The sequence below is a fragment of the Streptomyces sp. NPDC031466 genome, from assembly GCF_055581265.1.
In genome coordinates this window covers 202,818-219,877 of record NZ_JBVIJT010000008.1, presented here as the reverse complement: position 1 = coordinate 219,877, position 17,060 = coordinate 202,818, and the positions used below count along the sequence as shown (strand labels likewise).

Here is a 17,060-nt window from a genome sequence, read left to right as displayed (position 1 = left end):
CGTCAGTAGCCGCGCCACCAGCTGAGGAAGCGCCGCCAGGCGCCCTGGGCCGGCACGGGCACGGGCGCAGGCGCGGTCACGGTCGTGGTCGCGGAAGGCGTCGCCGCGGGCCGTGGGGCCTGCGCGGCGGGCTGCTGCGCGGGCGGTGGCGGGGTGGAGACCTGCCAGTCCGTGCGCGGCCTCGGCAGTTGCGCCGAGGGCCGGGCCATGACGTCCTGCGGCGGGCGCGGCGCGAACCGCACCGGCAGCTCCACCAGGTGCCGCGACAGGATGGACGAGGTCCACCGCAGGTCCCGTTCGTCGATGTCCAGTTCGACGTCCGGCAGGCGCATCAGGAGCGCGTCGACCCCGGTGTCGGCGATGGCGCGCCCGATGTCCTGCCCGGGGCATTCGTGGGGCCCGCCGCTGAACGCGAGGTGCGAGCGGTTGCCCCGCATGTTCGCGGCCAGGTCGGGGCGGACGACGGGATCGACGTTGCCCGGCGCGATGCCCATGATCAACCCGTCGCCGGCCCGAATGTGCCGGCCGCCCAGCTCGGTGTCCTGCTTGGCGAAGTAGCCGACCATCGCGCTGAAGGGCGGCTCGTCCCACAGGGACTGCTCGACCGCCTCGGGGACCGTCATCTGGCCGCCGCTGAGCTGGGCGCGGAAGCGGGGGTCGGTCAGGACCATCCGCAGGACGTTCGCGATGAGGTTGGCGGTGGCCTCGTAGGCCGCGATGAGCACCAGGCGCAGGTGGGCGCCGACCTCGTCGTCGGTGAGCTGCGCCGGATGCGCGATGAGGCTGCTGGTGAAGTCCTCGTCTGGCTGGGCACGGCGCCGCGCCACCAGGCCCATCAGGACCTCCATGATGTACGCGTTGCTGGCGATGGCGGTCTCGGTGCCCTTGATCATGTCGCGGGCCGACTGCACGATCCGCTCGTTGTACTCCTCGGGCATGCCGAGGACGTGGCACATCACCATCATCGGCAGATGCTCGGCGAACCGGCTGACCAGGTCGGCCTCGCCGGCCTCGCAGAAGTCGTTGATCAGGTGGTTCGTGTAGCGGTTGATGTGGCGCCGGATGCCTCGGTGGTCGATGCCGGACATGGCGCCGGTGACCGCTCCGCGCAGCCGCTGGTGCTCGTCGCCCTCGGCGAAGCTGCACATGGGCTGCCAGGTGAAGACGGGCGCGAGCGGGTGGTCGGGCCCGGCGCTGCCGTCCTGTACGGCGCGCCACAGGCGCGAGTCCCGGGAGTAGTGCGAGGGCGTGCGGACCATGTGGAGGTTCTCGCTGTGCCCGAGCACGGCCCAGATCGGCACGTCGTTGTGGATCAGTACGGGCGCCACCGCGCCGTACTCGGCGCGCAGCTTCTCGTACAGGCCCGCGAGGTCGGTGTCCGCCTCGGGCCCGTACAGGCGGCGCAGGCCGCCGGGGCCGAGGCCGTGGGCGGGGCAGCCGGGGGGCGCGGCGCGGTGGTCGGTGCCGGGCCAGGAGGGGGAAGGGGTCGTCACGGTCGTCGCTCCGGGTTCGCGGAAGGGGTTCCGGGGGTGCAGAGGTCGGTGGGTGTCAGACGCGGGTCACCGTCAGGGAGTGCAGGTAGCGCATCAGGGTCATCAGGACGTCCCGGCTGGACTCCCTGCGCCGGGCGTCGCAGGGCATGATCGGCACCGCGGGCTCCAGGTCCAGGGCCCTGCGCAGGGTCTCGATCGGGTGCTGCGGGGCGTCCGGGAAGTCGTTGACGGCGACGACGAACGGCACCCCGCGCTCCTCCAGCCGGCCGATCACGTCGAAGCTGACTTCCAGGCGGCGGGTGTCGATGAGCACGACCGCGCCGAGCGCGCCTTCGAACAGGCCGTTCCACAGGAACCAGAAGCGCTCCTGGCCGGGGGTGCCGAAGAGGTACAGGACCAGTTCGTCGGAGATGCTGATGCGGCCGAAGTCCATGGCCACGGTGGTGGCCGTCTTGGACTCGGAGCCGTAGTCGTCGTCAACGCCGATGCCCGCCTGGGTCATGGTCTCCTCGGTCGTAAGCGGGCGGATCTCGCTGACCGAACCGACCATCGTCGTCTTGCCGACCCCGAACCCGCCGACGACCACGACCTTCACGGCGGCCGTGGCCGTGTGCGGCAGGACGTCCTCGCTGCGGGGGCCGGTGATCGTGTCAGAGCTTTTGAAGTCCATGCATCACCGCTTCGAGAAGGGAACGGTCGGGGATCGCGGAGCGGACGATGGGAGCGCGCGCCTGTACCAGACCGGTGGCGAGTAACTCCGTAAGGACGACGGTCACCACGCTGAACGGCAGCGCCAGATAGGCGGACAGCTCGGCGACGGAGATCGGCGTGGTGCACAGCCGCAGCACCGCGGAGTGCTCCGGCTGCGCCAGTGGGGACGCCTCGCCCTGGGCCACGATGAGGGTGACGAGGTCGAGCGGCGCCCGCTCGGAGCCCTCGCCCGTCAGGATGTACAGCCGCTCGGGGTTCTCGGGGTTGCGGCGTTCACGCTGCGCAGGGGCGTCCGGGTCGGGGGCGTCCCGGGCGGGGGCGTCCCGCGCGGCGGGGACGTCCCCGTGCGAAGGGCCGTGCGAAGGGCCGTGCCGAGGAGTCATACGGCCTGCCCGTCACGCCGTGGCGGGCTCGTCAGATGCGCCCCGATGCGTACGACGAGGTCGCGCATCCGGGTGGCGACGAGGCCCGCGTCGACGGTCTCGTCGGCGAGCACCGCGAGATAGGCGCCGGTGCCGGCGGCCATCAGGTAGAAGTAGCCGCCGTCGATCTCGATGATGACCATCTTCATGCCGCCGTCGCTGTGCGGGATCTCCGTGGCCACGGCGGCGGCCAGGCTCTGCAGTCCGGCGCAGGCGGCGGCGATGCGGTCGGCGGCGTCCGGGTCGCCGCCGTAGCGGGCGATGCGCAGGCCGTCGGCGGAGAGCACCACGATCTGCCGGGTCTGCGGCACCCCGTCGGCGAGCTCTTTCAGCATCCAGTCGAAATTGGCGCGCTGCTGGATCACTGCCAGTTCCCCTCGTCGGCGTTGCCGTGGTTGTTCCGGGCGGTTCCTCGCGGAGGGGTGTTCCCCTGTGGGGCCGACGGGTCGGGGCCGCCCTGGCCCTCGCCCTTGACGCCCTTCATGAACGCCTCGACCCACAGGCCCGGTTCGCTCCCTTCCTTCCTGGGCGGAGGCGGTGCGGTCGCCGCGGCGTGGGCTTCGGCGGCCCGCTGGGCCTCGGCCTCCATGGCGTAGCGCTCCTTGAGCGACATCGTCACGCGGCTGCGGCGCTGCGGCAGGCCGTTCTCGGTCCACTCGGTGACCTCGGGCACGTCGTCGTCCCGCACGGTCGCGGTCGCGGTGAGCGGGGAGCGCAGCGGCGGGCCGGCGGTGACGACGCGCGGCTTCTTGCGGCGGATGCTGCGCGCGGGCTCCTCGATGAGGTTCCCGACGCTGTCCACGCGGGGCACGGCGGAGGCGCCGATGCCGTGGGCGAGGCCGGGGGCGGGCCCGGTGGTCATCATGTCGCGCGGCACGATGAGCACCGCGCGGACGCCGCCGTACGCGGACTGCCGCAGGGAGATCTGCATGCTGTACATCTGCGAGAGGCGGCCGACGACCGCCATGCCAAGGCGGGGCGTCTCGCCGAGGTCGTTGAGGTCGATGCCGGCCTGGGCCTGCGCCAGCATGCGCTCGGCGCGGGTGCGGGCCTCCTCGCTGAGGCTGACGCCGCCGTCCTCGATCTCGACGGCGATACCGGTCTGCACCTCGACGGCGGTGACGTGGACCTTCGTGTGCGGCGGCGAGTAGCGGGTGGCGTTGTCGAGGAGTTCGGCGCAGGCGTGGATGAGCGGTTCGACACAGGTGCCCTTGATCGCGACGTCGGCGATCGAGTGCAGTTCCACGCGCGGGTAGTCGAGGATCCGGGACATCGCGCCGCGCAGCACGCTGAACAGCGGTACGGGCTTGGGCCACTGGCGGCCGGGGCGGCCGCCGCCGAGCACGGCGATGGAGTCGGCGAGGCGGCCGATCAGCGCGGTGCCGTGGTCGATGCGCAGCAGGTCGTCGAAGACCTCGGGGTTGCGGCCGTGGAACTCCTCCATCTCGCGCAGTTCGGCGGCCTGCTGGTGGACGATCGACTGGACGCGCCGGGCGATGTTCACGAAGGCGCGCTGGGCGGACTCGCGCAGCGCTCCCTCGTGGTCCAGGATCTCCAGGACCGAGCGGAGCAACTGGCGCTGGGCGTCGGGCAGGTCACGGTAGACCTCGTCCTTGTCGACGACGTTGCGCACCACGTCGACGGGGGCCTCGCCCTGCCTGAGCCGCCAGAGCGCCTCGGGCAGGATCTCCTGTCCGAGGCGGACCGTCTCGTCGTCGTGGGAGGCGATGCGCCCTTCGAGGTGGGCGATCCGCTGTGCGTACTGTGCGCGCTGCCCCTTGATGGTGCGGCCGCGCCGCACGGCTTCGATGCCGACCACGACGACCATGAGGGTCGCGACGGCGCCGCACCAGCCGACGGCGGGCCGGGCCGGCTCGGTCACCGTGGCGACGGCGGCTCCGGTCGCCGCGGCCATCAGCATGGCGGGCAGCAACAGCACGCGCGCGTAGGGGACTTCTCGGCCACCGGGAGGCGATTGAACACTCACCATGTATGCCCTCTGAACAGTCGTCTTGGGGAAAGGGGGGTGGGGAGGTACGGGAGAGCTGGTCGGACGGGAGCGCGAAAGCGATCAATCGCGAGATTGGGGAACAAGCATGCGAACTCGTCGCAACTCGTTCCAACTCGCCGCGCTCCGGGCGAGCTTAGTCCGCCGAAATCATCGCCGAGTCATATTCGGCAACCCTCTGCACAGCCCCTGCCGCCGGGCATACACTCGCCCCATTTACACGCGTGGCGATCATCCGAACACATGGAGTGACGCCTCTCGAACACGGAAAAGGCGGCGCGCCCACGAGCAGGACGCGCCGCCTATCCGATGCCGTGTCAGCCCACGGAGCTGTACGCCACCACGCCGCGCAGCAGCTGGTCGACCGCCTTGCGGGCGTTCTTGGCGACCGTGCTGCCGCCCTCCCGGGCAGCCGCCGCCGAGATCTGGCCCAGGACGTCGATGACCTGCTTGCACCAGCGCACGAAGTCACCGGCCGGCATCTCGGCCTCCCGGAGCACCTCGTCCAGGCCCTTGCCGCTCGCCCACATGTACGCCGCCCATGCGAAGCCCAGGTCCGGTTCGCGCTGGCCGACGCCCTCGGCCTGGCTGATCCTGAAGTCCTCCTCCAGGGCGTCGAGCCGGCCCCAGATCCGCACCATCTCGCCGAGCGCCGCCTTCGCGGCCCCGGACGGCAGCTTCGGCGCGAGCGCGTCGTCGCCGACCCGCGACTCGTAGACCAGCGCCGAGACGCACGCGGCCAGTTCGCCGGGGCCGAGCCCCTCCCAGACGCCCGCGCGCAGGCACTCGCTGGCCAGCAGGTCCAGCTCGCCGTAGAGCCGGGCGAGCCGCTTGCCGTGTTCGGTGACCTCGTCGCCCCGCAGGTAGTCCAGCTCGGTCAGGAGCGCCACGATGCGGTCGAAGGTGCGGGCGATGGTGTTCGTCCGCCCCTCGATGCGGCGCTCCAGCTGCGAGGTGTCGCGCTTGAGCCGGTGGTAGCGCTCGGCCCAGCGCGCGTGGTCCTCGCGCTCGTCGCAGCCGTGACAGGGGTGGGCGCGCAGCTCGGTGCGCAGCCGGGCGATCTCCTGGTCGTCGGCGGCCGCCGCGCGCCCCTTGCGGTGCCGGTCGGGCACGATGTGCCCCGCCTTGGTGCGCAGCGCGGACGCCAGGTCGCGGCGGGACTGCGGCGAGCGGGCGTTGAAGGACTTCGGGACGCGCATCCGCTCCAAGGCCTCGACCGGCACCGGGAAGTCCATCGACGCGAGCCGCTTGACCTGGCGCTCGGCGGTGAGCACCAGCGGCCGCGGCCCGTCGACGTGGTCGAATCCGCGGTGGCCGTTGGCCCGTCCGGCGGGCAGCCCGGGGTCGAGGACGAGGGCGAGCCCCGCGTACTTCCCCGTGGGCACGTGGATGACGTCCCCCGGCTTGAGCTTCTCCAGGGAGGCCGCGGCGGCGGCCCTGCGCTGGGCCGCGCCCTGCTTGGCCAGCTCGGTCTCGCGGTCCGTCAGCTGACGCCGCAGGCGCGCGTACTCGTCGAAGTCACCGAGGTGGCAGGTCATGGAGGCCTTGTAGCCCGCCAGGCCCTCCTCGTTCTTCTGCACCTGCCGGGAGATCCCGACGACCGACTTGTCGGCCTGGAACTGCGCGAAGGACGTCTCCAGGAGCTCGCGCGAGCGGTGCCGCCCGAACTGCTCCACGAGGTTCACCGCCATGTTGTACGACGGCTTGAAGCTGGAGCGCAGCGGATAGGTGCGGGTGCCCGCGAGGCCCGCCAGGTGCTCGGGGCTCATGGCGCGCTGCCACAGGACCACCGCGTGGCCCTCGACGTCGATGCCGCGCCGCCCGGCCCTGCCGGTCAGCTGGGTGTACTCGCCGGGGGTGATGTCGGCGTGCTGCTCGCCGTTCCACTTGACGAGCTTTTCCAGGACCACGCTGCGCGCGGGCATGTTGATGCCGAGCGCGAGGGTCTCGGTGGCGAACACGGCCTTGACCAGGCCCCGGACGAACAGCTCCTCGACGACTTCCTTGAAGGTGGGCAGCATGCCCGCGTGGTGCGCCGCGATGCCGCGCTCCAGCCCTTCCAGCCACTCGTAGTAGCCAAGGACGTGGAGGTCCTCGTCCGGGATGGAGGACGTACGCTCCTCCACGATCTCGCGGACCTTCGCCCGCGCCTCGTCGTCGTTCAGCCGGAGGCCGGCGTACAGGCACTGCTGCACGGCCGACTCGCAGCCCGCGCGGCTGAAGATGAACGTGATCGCGGGCAGCAGGCCCTCGGCGTCGAGCCGCTCGATGACCTCGGGCCGCCCCGGGGTCCAGATCCGCGACCGCTGCCGCCGCTCGCGCTCGCGGTCGGCCTCGCGGACCATCTTGCCCTTGCGGCGCTCGCGCGGGTTGTACGAACGGCTGGCCTCCATGCGCGCCATGCGCGTGAGGTCGGGGTTGACCGCCTTCTTGTGGCCCTCACCCTCCTCGAAGAGGTCGTACATCCGGCGCCCGGCGAGCACGTGCTGGAAGAGCGGTACGGGCCGGTGCTCGGAGACGATCACCTCGGTGTCGCCGCGCACGGTGTCGAGCCAGTCGCCGAACTCCTCGGCGTTCGACACGGTGGCCGACAGGGAGACGAGCGTGACCGACTCCTGGAGGTGGATGATCACTTCCTCCCAGACGGCGCCGCGGAAGCGGTCGGAGAGGTAGTGCACCTCGTCCATGACCACATAGCCGAGGTTCACCAGTGCCTGCGAGCCCGCGTACAGCATGTTCCGCAGGACCTCGGTGGTCATGACGACCACCGGGGCGTCGGAGTTGACGCTGTTGTCGCCGGTGAGGAGGCCGACCTTGTCGGCGCCGTAGCGCCTGGCGAGGTCGGCGTACTTCTGGTTGGAGAGCGCCTTGATGGGCGTGGTGTAGAAGCACTTCTTGCCCTGGAGGAGCGCGAGGTGCACGGCGAACTCGCCGACGATCGTCTTGCCCGAGCCCGTGGGGGCGGCCACGAGCACGCCCTTGCCCGCCTCCAGCGCCTGGCAGGCCTCGATCTGGAAGGGGTCGAGGCCGAATTCGTACATCTCGCGGAAGGACGCGAGTGCGGTGGCCTGCTCGACAGCGCGCTTGCGCGCCGCCGCGTACCGCTCGGCCGGTGAGAGGTCCTCTGTCATCGTGCTTTCGAGACTACCGGGGACCACTGACAACGGACGATCATTAATCGGGAGGCGCCAGGACGCGCACGGCTCCCGGCACGCACTCGGCCCTCAGCGGCAGCGCCCCCAGCGGCTCCCCGTCCGCGTACCCGGTGACCCCGGGCGCCGCCAGCTCCACCGCGGCGGCCCGGTGCACGGTGACCCGGGGATGGCCGAGGTGCGTGCCCCGGTAGACGCGCGGGAACACCCTGAGGAGCGTCGTACGGCTGCACGCCCCCACCACGGTGACGTCGAAGAGGCCGTCGCCCATGTCGGCCCCGGCGCAGATCCGCATGCCACCGCCGTACGACGGTCCGTTGCCGACGGCGACCAGCGTGGCCTCGACCTCGTGGACGTCACCGCCGTCCAGGGTGATCCGGTACGGGAGGGGTCTGAAGGCCGCCAGTTCGGCGGCCATCGCGAGGTCGTACTTGAAGCGCCCCGCGGGCCACCGCATCCGGTTGCCCCGGTCGTTGACCCGCGAGTCGAAGCCGGAGGCGAGCACGGTCGCGAACCAGGTCCCGCCGACCCGCCCCAGGTCGATGTCGCGGGTGCGCGCCCCTTTGAGCGCCTCGGCCACACTCTCCCCGGCCGCCGCGGCATCCCGCACCGGCAGCCCGAGGGCCCGCGCGAAGTCGTTGCCGGTGCCCACCGCGATCACCCCGAGCGGGGTCCGCGTCCCGGCGACCGCCTGGAGCGCGAGGCTCGCCGTGCCGTCGCCGCCGACGGCTATCAGCGCCCCGGTGCCGCCCGCGACCGCCTCGCGCGCCCGCCGCAGGGCGTCGGGGGCGTCCGCGCCGATGACGGTGCCCACGGAGAAGCCGCGGGCCCGCAACGCCGAAGCGGCCGGCTGCGCCGCCCTGGCGCCCCGGCCGCGTCCCGCGGTGGGATTGACGAAGAGGGTGATCTCGCTGGTCACGGCCGGACCCTACAAGGTCAGGTCACGTCGTCGTAACCGTTCACCCGGTGATCGGCCCGTGCCGTGGCCGCCTGCTCGGGGAGCGCCCTGGGCGGGGCGACGGGCTCGATGCCGCCGATGGCCTCGGGGGTGAGGTCGATCGCGGACGCCTCGTCGTCGTCGAGTTCGGCGTCGGGGTCCTTGCGACGGCGACGCCTGTCGTTCAGGAGGGAGATGCCCACGGCCATGAAGTACAGGACGACGATCGGTCCGGCGAGCGCGATCATGCCGACGGGGTCGGTGGTCGGGGTCGCCACCGCGCCGAAGATGAAGACGCCCATGACCACGCCGCGCCACCAGGTCGCCATGCGGCGGCCGGTCACCATGCCGGTCATGTTGAGCATCACCAGCAGCAGGGGAAGCTCGAACGAGATGCCGAAGACGAGGACCATCCTGACGGTGAAGTCGAGGATCGTGTCCATCGGGAGGAGGTTCTCGGCGCCGTCGGGCGTGATGCCGAGCAGGACGCGCATGCTGACCGGGAGGATCGTGTACGCCAGCCAGGCGCCTCCGAAGAAGAGCGGCACGGCAGCGGCGACGAACCAGTAGGTGTACTTCCGCTCGTGCTTGTGCAGGCCCGGGGCGACGAACGCCCACAGCTGGTAGAGCCAGACCGGGCTGGACACGATGATGCCGACCATGAGGCTGACCTTCACCGTGGTGGTGAAGGGCGACAGCAGGTCGTTGAACGTCACCTTCGCGCAGTGGCCGCCGGTCTGCTTCATGCCGGGCTCACAGCGCGGCACGGGATCAGCCAGGAACTCCATCAGCTCCTGGCTGTAGAACGCGGCCACGATCGATACGACCGTGATCGCGAGAAGCCCTTTGGCGAGCCGGTTGCGGAGCTCGCGCAAATGCTCCGCGAGGGGCATCCGCCCCTCGGGGTCCTTCTCCTTCTTGCGGGCAGACTTGAGCAACCCACGTCCTCATCTCGTGCGGCAGGCCGGCCGTCGCCGGCCCTGGATCAGCGCTTCGTCGTGTCGGTCGGCTCGGTGACCGGGCGCGAGCTGGTCACATCGCCGGGGGCCGCCTGGATGGTGCGCTGCTGGACGGCGGGGTCGCTCGGCGGGTCGGCCGGGACGGCGTCGTCCGCCTTGCTCTCGGACTTCATGGCCTTGGCCTCACTCTTGAGGATGCGGGCCGACTTGCCGAGGGAGCGCGCCATGTCGGGCAGCTTCTTCGCTCCGAACAGCAGGATGACGATGACGAGAATGAGGACGATCTCGGTGGGGCCGAGCCTACCCATAGCTTTTTACCTTCTTCACCGAGGCGACAGGAGTCTGGTTGCCAGGCAGACCGGACATACATCCGATCTCCGCTGTCAGCGATCGTAACCCCCCGGGGTAAACGCTCGGCAATCCCCGCGCGTCCTCCGGGTGCGGCCCCCGCCTCGATCCGGGCCGCGTTCGCAGCGTACCCGTCCCCCTCGGGCACTCGACAGGCCGCGGAGCTAAGGAGCCTCTCGCCCCGCACGGGCCACCTGGGCCGCGGCCTTCTCCAGATCCTCGGCCGCCCGGTTGATCCGCCGAGTGGTCTCGGACACCTGCAGGCCGAGGCGCTGAGCCTCCACGAAGACCTTGACCGCCATGACGCCGAGGACGGCGAGGCCCAAGAAGCCCGCCGCGATCGCGAGCATCGCCCAGAACATGCGCCGAGCCTAGACGGTGGAGTGCAGACGCAGCGTCCGCACCCCGCCGCCGGTGAGGAGTTCGACGATCCGCTCGCCCGCGGGCTTGCGCACCGCCGCCCCGCACTCGGGGCAGGTGAAGGAGTAGAAGGTGGTCCGGGGGCTCGCGCCCATCACCAGGCGCAGCGCGCCCGCGGACAGTTCGAAGCGGGCGCGGCAGTCGGTGCAGGCGGCGGTGAACAGGACGGGGGCGCGCCTCGGCTGCGCCGGCACTCCCGGCAGCCCGGAGATGGTCGGTGTGCTCAACGCCCTTGCTCCTGCCGTTCGTGGGCCTGGCCGTACGGCCCCGGGGCCGATCCGTCACCCGGCTCGCCGAATGACTCGTACGGCTGGTCACTGTCCTGGTCGTAGGCGGCGAGCGCCTCGCGGGCCGCCTGTCGCGCGCTGTCCGCCAGCTGGACGGGGGTGACGATCCGGCCGTCCCCGCCGAGTCGCAGCGCGAGGCGGCGCAGCGAGGCGGGTTCGGGGGTGCGCAGCGTGATCCGCAGACCGCCGTCGGGCAGTTCCTCCGCGCTGTCGTGGGGGTAGTACTCGGCGACCCAGCGGCCGCCGGGGCCGACCTCGACGACGACCTCCGGGTCCTCGGCGGCGGGCTGCACCAGGCCTTCGGAGAGGTCGCGCAGCTCGACCTCGGGCGGCGCGGACGGCTCGTCGAGGATCTTGATCTCGGCGACGCGGTCCAGGCGGAAGGTGCGGCGCGCCTCGGAGCGGCGGCACCACGCCTCCACGTAGGTGTGTCCGACGCTGACCAGGCGGATCGGGTCGATCTCGCGCTCGGTGAGCTCGTCGCGCGCGGGCGAGTAGTAGCGGATCCAGAGTCTGCGGCGCTCGGAGATGGCGCGGTCGACGTCGGCGAAGACGCCGCCCTCGGACTCGAAGGTGACCGAGAGCCGGGCGCTGGCGCCCGCCGCCTCGCCGGCCGCCGTCTCCAGCTTGGCGGTGGCGCGCAGCAGGGCGAGCCGGTCGCTCTCCCGCAGGCCGGGCAGGGTGGCCACCGCGCGGGCGGCCACGAGCAGGGCGGTCGCCTCGTCGGCGGCGAGCCGCAGCGGGGCCGCCACGTCGTCGGGGTTGTGCCACCAGATGCGGTCGCCGTCGGTGTCGATGTCGAGCAGGTCGCCGCCGCGGAAGCTGGTCCCGCACATCGGCAGCACGTCGAGGTCGGAGATCAGCTCGTCCGGGGTGATGCCGAAGGCGCGGGCGACGTCGCCGACGTGGGCGCCGGGACGCTCGCGCAGGTAGGTCACCAGCGACAGCATGCGTCGCGTCTGGTCGATGGCGTTCGAGGCCATTGGTCTTCGCTCCCCCTCAGCCCTTGGCCACGGCGCGCAGCCGGTCCACGACATCGGCCCGCAGTTCGGCGGGCTCCAGGACCACCACGTCGGGCCCGAACTCCACCAGCCAGGCGTCCAGCCCGTGGCCGTAGGGAATCTCCAACTCGTCCCAGCCGTCGCCCAGTTCCCGCGCCGAGCCGGCCTTGGCGCGCAGCGGGTAGCCGGCGCCCGTGCGCAGCCGGATCCGGGCCGTTCGGTCTGCGCTCTCCCCCGCCCAGCCCGCGACCGTCTCGCGGACCGTGACGACGTCCGGTACGTCGGCGGTGTACTTCCCGGCGCGGGCGCGGACCTTGCCGGTGATGCGGGAGAGGCGGAAGACGCGCTCGGCCCTGCGGTCGCGGTCCCAGCCGGCGAGGTACCAGTGGCCGCGCCAGCATTCGAGCGCCCATGGCTCGACGTGCCGCTGCTCGGGACGCGCGGCGGTGGCCTTGCGGTAGTCGAAGACGACGGGGCGGCGGTCGCGGCAGGCCAGCATCAAGGGCTCGAAGGCCGCTTCGTGCGCGGGGATGCGGGGCTCCAGGGCGCTGTGCGTGCCGTAGGGGTCGGCGTCCTCGGGCAGGCCCGCGGCGCGCAGCTTCTGCAGGGCGCCGCTGGCGGCTCCGGCCAGGCGCGCCTGCTGCCAGACCTTGGCGGCGAGGCCGAGGGCGGCGGCCTCCTCGGCGTCGATGGTGATGGGCGGCAGGCGGTTGCTGTCGCGGCGGGCGAGGTAGCCGACCTCGCCGTCGACGTTCTCCACGGTCTCGATGACCAGGCCCAGCTCGCGCAGGTCGTCCTTGTCACGTTCGAACATCCGGTTGAAGGAGTCGTCCGACCCCGCTTCCAGATAGGCCTCGATGGACTCCCGCAGCTCCCGCTTGCTGAGCGGCCGCCGGGTCCCGAGCAGGCACAGCGCAAGGTTCATGAGCCGCTCGGCCTTGGCAATGGCCATCGACGCCCTTTCTCGGCTGTTCAGATTGTGCTTCCGACCGATGACCGTACCGCCCCGGGGTGTCCGGGCAAAAGCCGAGGGTCCATGCCCGGTCAGGCATGGACCCCCGACGAAAGGATCAGGTCAAGGACGTGATCAGACGGCGACCAGGTCGCACACGAAGATCAGCGTCTCGCCCGGGGCGATGCGGCCGCCGCCGGCGCCGCGGTCGCCGTACGCGAGGTTCGCGGGGATGATCAGCTCGCGCCGGCCACCCACCTTCATGCCCTGCACGCCCTGGTCCCAGCCGGAGATGACCTGGCCGGCGCCCAGCTGGAACTCCAGCGGGTTGCCGCGGTTCCAGCTGGCGTCGAACTCCTCGCCCGTGCTGAAGGCGACGCCCACGTAGTGGACCTTGACGAAGTCGCCCGCCTTGGCGACCGCCCCTTCGCCCTCCCAGATGTCCCTGATCTGCAGCTCGGTCGGCGGCTCGCCACCGGGGAAGTCGACCTCGGGCTTCTCAATGCTCACGAAAGTGCTCCTGCTTGGTACGGAAAGTCAGCGCGGACAGTCTTACATCTTCGCGGGCTCAGGCCTTCGCGAGGATGTCCACGCAGAAGACGAGCGTGGAGTCCTTCTTGATGGAGCTGCCCTGCGGCGGCTTGTCGCCGTAGCCCAGCTTCGGCGGGATGACGATCAGGACGCGGCTGCCGACCTTCTTGCCGGTCAGACCCTGCGCCCAGCCCTTGACGACCTGCGCCAGCTGGAACTGCGCGAGCTCCTTCCTCTTGTACGAGGAGTCGAACTCCTTGCCGTCGGCCCAGAGCACGCCCTTGTACTGGCACAGGAGGCTGTCGGTCTCCTTGATCACGTCGCCGTCGCCCTCCAGGACGTAGGACGCGACGAGCTTGTCGGGCGCGTCGGTCTTGGGGACGTCGATGGCAGGGGCCTTGCCGTCGGTGTTCGTGCCGACCTTGGGCAGGTCCTTGTTCGACTGGGCGACCTCCTTGCCCTTCGCCGAGCTCTTGGCGTTGAAGCTGTTCACGAGGTCGACGACGAACACGAGCGTGTCCGAGCCCTTGATGCCCGCCTGCTTGTTGCCCTCCTCGCCGTACCCCATCTTCGGGGGGATGGCGAGCTCCACGCGGCTGCCGAGCTTCTTGCCGACGAGCGCCTGGTCCCAGCCCGGGATGACCTGTCCGACGCCGATCGGGAAGACCGTGGGGCTGCCGCGGTCGTAGGAGTTGTCGAAGACCTTGGCCGTCGCCCAGATCTGGCCGAGGTAGTCGGCCTGGAGGTGGTCCCCCTTGGCCACCTTCTCGCCCTTGCCCTCGATCAGGGTCTTGACCGCGAGGTCGGGGGACGCCTTGCCGGGACCCTTGGCGACGGTCGGCTTCTGACGGAACTTGTCGCCCTTCGTGATCTCGGGCAGCGGTCCGTCCACGATCTTCGCCGTCGGCGCGGCCGACGGGGAGTTGGTCGGGCTGTCGCTGGGCTTGGACTTGGCCTTGTCGGCCTTGTCGTCACCACAGCCTGCCAGCGTGAGCAGGCCGGCCGGGACGGCAAGGAGGAGTGAGCGTCGGCGCACGGTGGGGGCCTCGTATCGGTCGATCTTGTGGGTTGGCGTGCGCGCAACTCTACGGCGTGAGAAGGGCGCCGTACGAGGAACGTACGGCGCCCGTGTTGCGTTCCCACAACGCCACCGGCTTCACCCGGACCACATTGTCATCCGGTCACATTCCGGCGATGAGCTTCTCCACCCGGTCGTCCACCGACCTGAACGGGTCCTTGCACAACACGGTGCGCTGCGCCTGGTCGTTGAGCTTCAGGTGCACCCAGTCGACCGTGAAGTCACGGCGCTGTTCCTGGGCGCGTCGGATGAAGTCGCCGCGCAACCGCGCCCGGGTGGTCTGGGGCGGCACCGACTTGCCCTCGAAGATCTTCAAGTCGTTGCAGATGCGGGCGGCTTGGCCCTTCCTCTCCAGGAGGTAGTAGAGGCCGCGACGGCGGTGGATGTCGTGGTAGGCGAGGTCTATCTGGGCGACCCGCGGATGCGACATGGTCATGTTGTTCTTGGCGCGGTACCGCTCGATGAGCTTGTACTTCATGACCCAGTCGATCTCGGTGCCGATGCGGTCGAGGTCCTCCGCCTCGATGGCGTCCAGCGTGCGGCCCCACAGTTCGAGCACCTGCTCGACCGTGCCGGTGCGGATGCCGCGGCGGTCGACGAAGTCCACCGCCTTCTCGTAGTACTCGCGCTGCACTTCGAGGGCCGAGGCCTCGCGGCCGCTGGCCAGGCGCACCTTGCGGCGGCCGGTGATGTCGTGGCTCACCTCGCGGATGGCCCGGATGGGGTTCTCCAGGGTGAGGTCGCGCATGACCGTGCCCGCCTCGATCATGCGCAGCACCAGGTCGGTGGCGCCGACCTTGAGGAGCATGGTCGTCTCGGACATGTTCGAGTCGCCGACGATGACGTGGAGCCTGCGGTAGCGCTCGGCGTCCGCGTGCGGTTCGTCGCGGGTGTTGATGATCGGCCGGGAACGGGTCGTCGCCGACGAGACCCCTTCCCAGATGTGCTCGGCGCGCTGGCTCACGCAGTACACGGCGCCGCGCGGGGTCTGCAGCACCTTGCCGGCGCCGCACAGCAGCTGCCGGGTGACGAGGAAGGGGATGAGGATGTCCGCGAGCCGGGAGAACTCCCCGTGCCGGGCCACCAGATAGTTCTCGTGGCAGCCGTAGGAGTTTCCCGCCGAGTCGGTGTTGTTCTTGAAGAGATAGACGTCGCCCGCGATTCCCTCCTCGTGCAGGCGGCGTTCGGCGTCGACGAGCAGGCCTTCGAGAATGCGCTCGCCCGCTTTGTCGTGGGTGACCAGCTCGGTCACATTGTCACATTCGGGTGTGGCGTATTCCGGATGTGATCCCACGTCAAGGTAGAGGCGGGCGCCGTTCCGCAGGAATACGTTGCTGCTGCGGCCCCATGACACAACACGGCGGAAGAGGTAGCGCGCCACCTCGTCAGGCGACAGGCGGCGCTGTCCCCTGAACGTGCACGTGACGCCGTACTCGTTCTCCAGCCCGAAAATGCGGCGGTCCATGACTGAACATTACGCCTGATGCCCGGCACTGAAACCGGGTTCGGCCGTACCGTTTCGATCATTTTCCGATGAACTCGCAACGACCTCTGTTTCACGGGCCGGCGGGACCGGCACCAGTACCCGTGAGGTGGCCAGCAAAACCAGCAGGGCGGCCGCTCCCGCGAGAGAGGGAACGGCGAACCCCCACCCGGTCCCGCCCCACTCGACCACCGGACCGGCGCCGGCCGTGCCCAGCGAGGTCCCGACCGTGAACGTGGTCACCAGCCAGGAGAACGCCTCGGTGACGGTGCCGCGCGGGGCGTGCCGGTCCACGATGATGAACGCGCAGGCCAGCGACGGCGCGAGGAAGACACCCGCGACGGCGCAGAGCGCGGTCATGGCGAGCGCGCCGGGCACCAGCGTCAACGGCACGTAGCACAGGGCCAGCAGGGCCACGAGAACGCTCAGCCGCCGCTCCGGCACGCCGCTCCACCGCCGCGCCCCGTAGAGGGAACCGCCGACCAGGGCGCCGAGTCCGATCGCCGCCATCATCCAGCCGTACACCGTGTCACCGCCGTGCGCGTCCGCGTACGACACGCCGGCGACGGTGATGGAGCCGAGCGCCACGCCGACGAAGAGGAACGCCCCGAGGAGCGCGAGCAGCCCCGGCGAGCGCAGGGCGCCGAGCCAGTGCGCCTCCCGGGGGGCCGACCGCCACGCCCGGGACGGCGCGGAGGCCACCACGGACAGGGCGCCCAGCACGCCGACGGCGTTCACGACGAGCAGGGCCGCCTGTTCCGACCACAGGGCCACGCAACCGGTGACGAACAGCGGGCCGACCGTGAACATCACTTCCTGGGCGACCGCGTCCATGGCGTACGCCGCGTGGACCTGCTCCTCCTTGCCGAGCACATGGGGCCACAGGGCCCGCAGCCCGCCTTCCAGCGGCGGTGTGCACAGGCCCGCGACGCCCACCGCGAGGTGGGCAAGGAGCAGCCGGTCGGGGCCGGTGAAGGCGAAGGCCGCCATGGCGAGCGCGGAGAGCAGGGCGGCGGGCAGCTGGACGCGCGGCTGGCCGTACAGGTCGACCAGGCGGCCGAGCAGCGGCTGGCCGACCGCGTTGGCCACGCCGTACACCGCGGCGAGGGCGCCGGCCAGGCTGTAGGTGCCGCCCTCGGCCCGGATGAACAGCACGATGGCGATCGCCGCCGTGGCGTTGGGCAGCCGGCCCACCAGCGTCCCCGCGAGCAGCCGCGTCGCGTACCGCGTCCGGAGGATCTCCGCGTATCCCGCAGCCATGCACTACCGCCCCTCCCC

At 71.1% G+C, this 17,060-nt stretch carries 17 protein-coding genes; all 17 read right to left on the bottom strand.

Annotated elements, in window-relative coordinates; translation table 11 throughout:
- Nucleotides 1–2: 2 nt before the first annotated feature.
- The gene (locus ACZ5GP_RS21265) at nucleotides 3–1,493 is read right to left on the bottom strand and encodes a cytochrome P450 (RefSeq protein WP_468752322.1); all 1,491 of its coding nucleotides are present in this window, start codon (nucleotides 1,491–1,493) and stop codon (nucleotides 3–5) included.
- A gap of 55 nt (nucleotides 1,494–1,548) precedes the next feature.
- Nucleotides 1,549–2,163 (bottom strand): GTP-binding protein, encoded by a 615-nt coding sequence (locus ACZ5GP_RS21260; protein ID WP_468752321.1) that lies wholly within the window; start codon nucleotides 2,161–2,163, stop codon nucleotides 1,549–1,551.
- Nucleotides 2,144–2,587, bottom strand: a complete 444-nt coding sequence (locus tag ACZ5GP_RS21255) for a DUF742 domain-containing protein (protein WP_468752320.1) — start codon at nucleotides 2,585–2,587, stop codon at nucleotides 2,144–2,146. The genes ACZ5GP_RS21260 and ACZ5GP_RS21255 overlap by 20 nt, the downstream gene beginning before the upstream one ends.
- Nucleotides 2,584–2,991: a roadblock/LC7 domain-containing protein gene (locus ACZ5GP_RS21250; protein ID WP_468752319.1), complete on the bottom strand. Its 408-nt coding sequence runs from the start codon at nucleotides 2,989–2,991 to the stop codon at nucleotides 2,584–2,586. The genes ACZ5GP_RS21255 and ACZ5GP_RS21250 overlap by 4 nt, the downstream gene beginning before the upstream one ends.
- On the bottom strand, nucleotides 2,988–4,616 hold the full coding sequence (locus ACZ5GP_RS21245; protein ID WP_468752318.1) for an ATP-binding protein: 1,629 nt from the start codon (nucleotides 4,614–4,616) through the stop codon (nucleotides 2,988–2,990). Before ACZ5GP_RS21245 ends, ACZ5GP_RS21250 begins: the two co-directional genes overlap by 4 nt.
- A gap of 335 nt (nucleotides 4,617–4,951) precedes the next feature.
- Nucleotides 4,952–7,765: a DEAD/DEAH box helicase gene (locus ACZ5GP_RS21240; RefSeq protein WP_468752317.1), complete on the bottom strand. Its 2,814-nt coding sequence runs from the start codon at nucleotides 7,763–7,765 to the stop codon at nucleotides 4,952–4,954.
- Nucleotides 7,766–7,808: 43 nt separating this feature from the next.
- A complete protein-coding gene (locus ACZ5GP_RS21235) occupies nucleotides 7,809–8,705 on the bottom strand; it encodes a diacylglycerol kinase (RefSeq protein WP_468752316.1) in 897 nt (298 codons plus the stop codon).
- A 17-nt stretch (nucleotides 8,706–8,722) separates the two neighbouring features.
- Nucleotides 8,723–9,616 (bottom strand): twin-arginine translocase subunit TatC, encoded by an 894-nt coding sequence (tatC, locus tag ACZ5GP_RS21230; protein WP_358579080.1) that lies wholly within the window; start codon nucleotides 9,614–9,616, stop codon nucleotides 8,723–8,725.
- Nucleotides 9,617–9,708: 92 nt separating this feature from the next.
- The gene (gene tatA, locus ACZ5GP_RS21225; protein WP_358579039.1) at nucleotides 9,709–9,990 is read right to left on the bottom strand and encodes a Sec-independent protein translocase subunit TatA; all 282 of its coding nucleotides are present in this window, start codon (nucleotides 9,988–9,990) and stop codon (nucleotides 9,709–9,711) included.
- Between the two features lie 204 nt (nucleotides 9,991–10,194).
- Entirely contained in the window at nucleotides 10,195–10,392 is a 198-nt protein-coding gene (locus tag ACZ5GP_RS21220; protein WP_468752315.1) for a hypothetical protein, read from the bottom strand.
- A 9-nt stretch (nucleotides 10,393–10,401) separates the two neighbouring features.
- A complete protein-coding gene (locus tag ACZ5GP_RS21215; protein WP_468752536.1) occupies nucleotides 10,402–10,662 on the bottom strand; it encodes a hypothetical protein in 261 nt (86 codons plus the stop codon).
- A gap of 11 nt (nucleotides 10,663–10,673) precedes the next feature.
- On the bottom strand, nucleotides 10,674–11,720 hold the full coding sequence (locus tag ACZ5GP_RS21210; RefSeq protein ID WP_468752314.1) for a helix-turn-helix transcriptional regulator: 1,047 nt from the start codon (nucleotides 11,718–11,720) through the stop codon (nucleotides 10,674–10,676).
- A 16-nt stretch (nucleotides 11,721–11,736) separates the two neighbouring features.
- A complete protein-coding gene (locus tag ACZ5GP_RS21205) occupies nucleotides 11,737–12,690 on the bottom strand; it encodes a helix-turn-helix transcriptional regulator (protein WP_468752313.1) in 954 nt (317 codons plus the stop codon).
- 135 nt (nucleotides 12,691–12,825) lie between these two features.
- The gene (locus ACZ5GP_RS21200) at nucleotides 12,826–13,200 is read right to left on the bottom strand and encodes an FKBP-type peptidyl-prolyl cis-trans isomerase (RefSeq protein ID WP_358698338.1); all 375 of its coding nucleotides are present in this window, start codon (nucleotides 13,198–13,200) and stop codon (nucleotides 12,826–12,828) included.
- Between the two features lie 58 nt (nucleotides 13,201–13,258).
- Nucleotides 13,259–14,257, bottom strand: coding sequence for an FKBP-type peptidyl-prolyl cis-trans isomerase (locus ACZ5GP_RS21195; protein ID WP_468752312.1), 999 nt, complete (start codon nucleotides 14,255–14,257; stop codon nucleotides 13,259–13,261).
- A 145-nt stretch (nucleotides 14,258–14,402) separates the two neighbouring features.
- The gene (pafA, locus tag ACZ5GP_RS21190) at nucleotides 14,403–15,764 is read right to left on the bottom strand and encodes a Pup--protein ligase (protein ID WP_055550703.1); all 1,362 of its coding nucleotides are present in this window, start codon (nucleotides 15,762–15,764) and stop codon (nucleotides 14,403–14,405) included.
- 9 nt (nucleotides 15,765–15,773) lie between these two features.
- On the bottom strand, nucleotides 15,774–17,042 hold the full coding sequence (locus ACZ5GP_RS21185) for an MFS transporter (protein ID WP_468752311.1): 1,269 nt from the start codon (nucleotides 17,040–17,042) through the stop codon (nucleotides 15,774–15,776).
- Nucleotides 17,043–17,060 lie beyond the last annotated feature (18 nt).

What these genes read in the sequence shown, in the direction of transcription:
- ACZ5GP_RS21260 (WP_468752321.1), bottom strand. Translation starts at nt 2,163, where the DNA reads ATGGACTTCAAAAGCTCTGACACGATCACCGGCCCCCGCAGCGAGGAC.
- ACZ5GP_RS21255 (WP_468752320.1), bottom strand. Translation starts at nt 2,587, where the DNA reads ATGACTCCTCGGCACGGCCCTTCGCACGGCCCTTCGCACGGGGACGTC.
- ACZ5GP_RS21245 (WP_468752318.1), bottom strand. Translation starts at nt 4,616, where the DNA reads ATGGTGAGTGTTCAATCGCCTCCCGGTGGCCGAGAAGTCCCCTACGCG.
- ACZ5GP_RS21240 (WP_468752317.1), bottom strand. Translation starts at nt 7,765, where the DNA reads ATGACAGAGGACCTCTCACCGGCCGAGCGGTACGCGGCGGCGCGCAAG.
- tatC (WP_358579080.1), bottom strand. Translation starts at nt 9,616, where the DNA reads ATGCCCCTCGCGGAGCATTTGCGCGAGCTCCGCAACCGGCTCGCCAAA.
- tatA (WP_358579039.1), bottom strand. Translation starts at nt 9,990, where the DNA reads ATGGGTAGGCTCGGCCCCACCGAGATCGTCCTCATTCTCGTCATCGTC.
- ACZ5GP_RS21220 (WP_468752315.1), bottom strand. Translation starts at nt 10,392, where the DNA reads ATGTTCTGGGCGATGCTCGCGATCGCGGCGGGCTTCTTGGGCCTCGCC.
- ACZ5GP_RS21210 (WP_468752314.1), bottom strand. Translation starts at nt 11,720, where the DNA reads ATGGCCTCGAACGCCATCGACCAGACGCGACGCATGCTGTCGCTGGTG.
- ACZ5GP_RS21205 (WP_468752313.1), bottom strand. Translation starts at nt 12,690, where the DNA reads ATGGCCATTGCCAAGGCCGAGCGGCTCATGAACCTTGCGCTGTGCCTG.
- pafA (WP_055550703.1), bottom strand. Translation starts at nt 15,764, where the DNA reads ATGGACCGCCGCATTTTCGGGCTGGAGAACGAGTACGGCGTCACGTGC.
- ACZ5GP_RS21185 (WP_468752311.1), bottom strand. Translation starts at nt 17,042, where the DNA reads ATGGCTGCGGGATACGCGGAGATCCTCCGGACGCGGTACGCGACGCGG.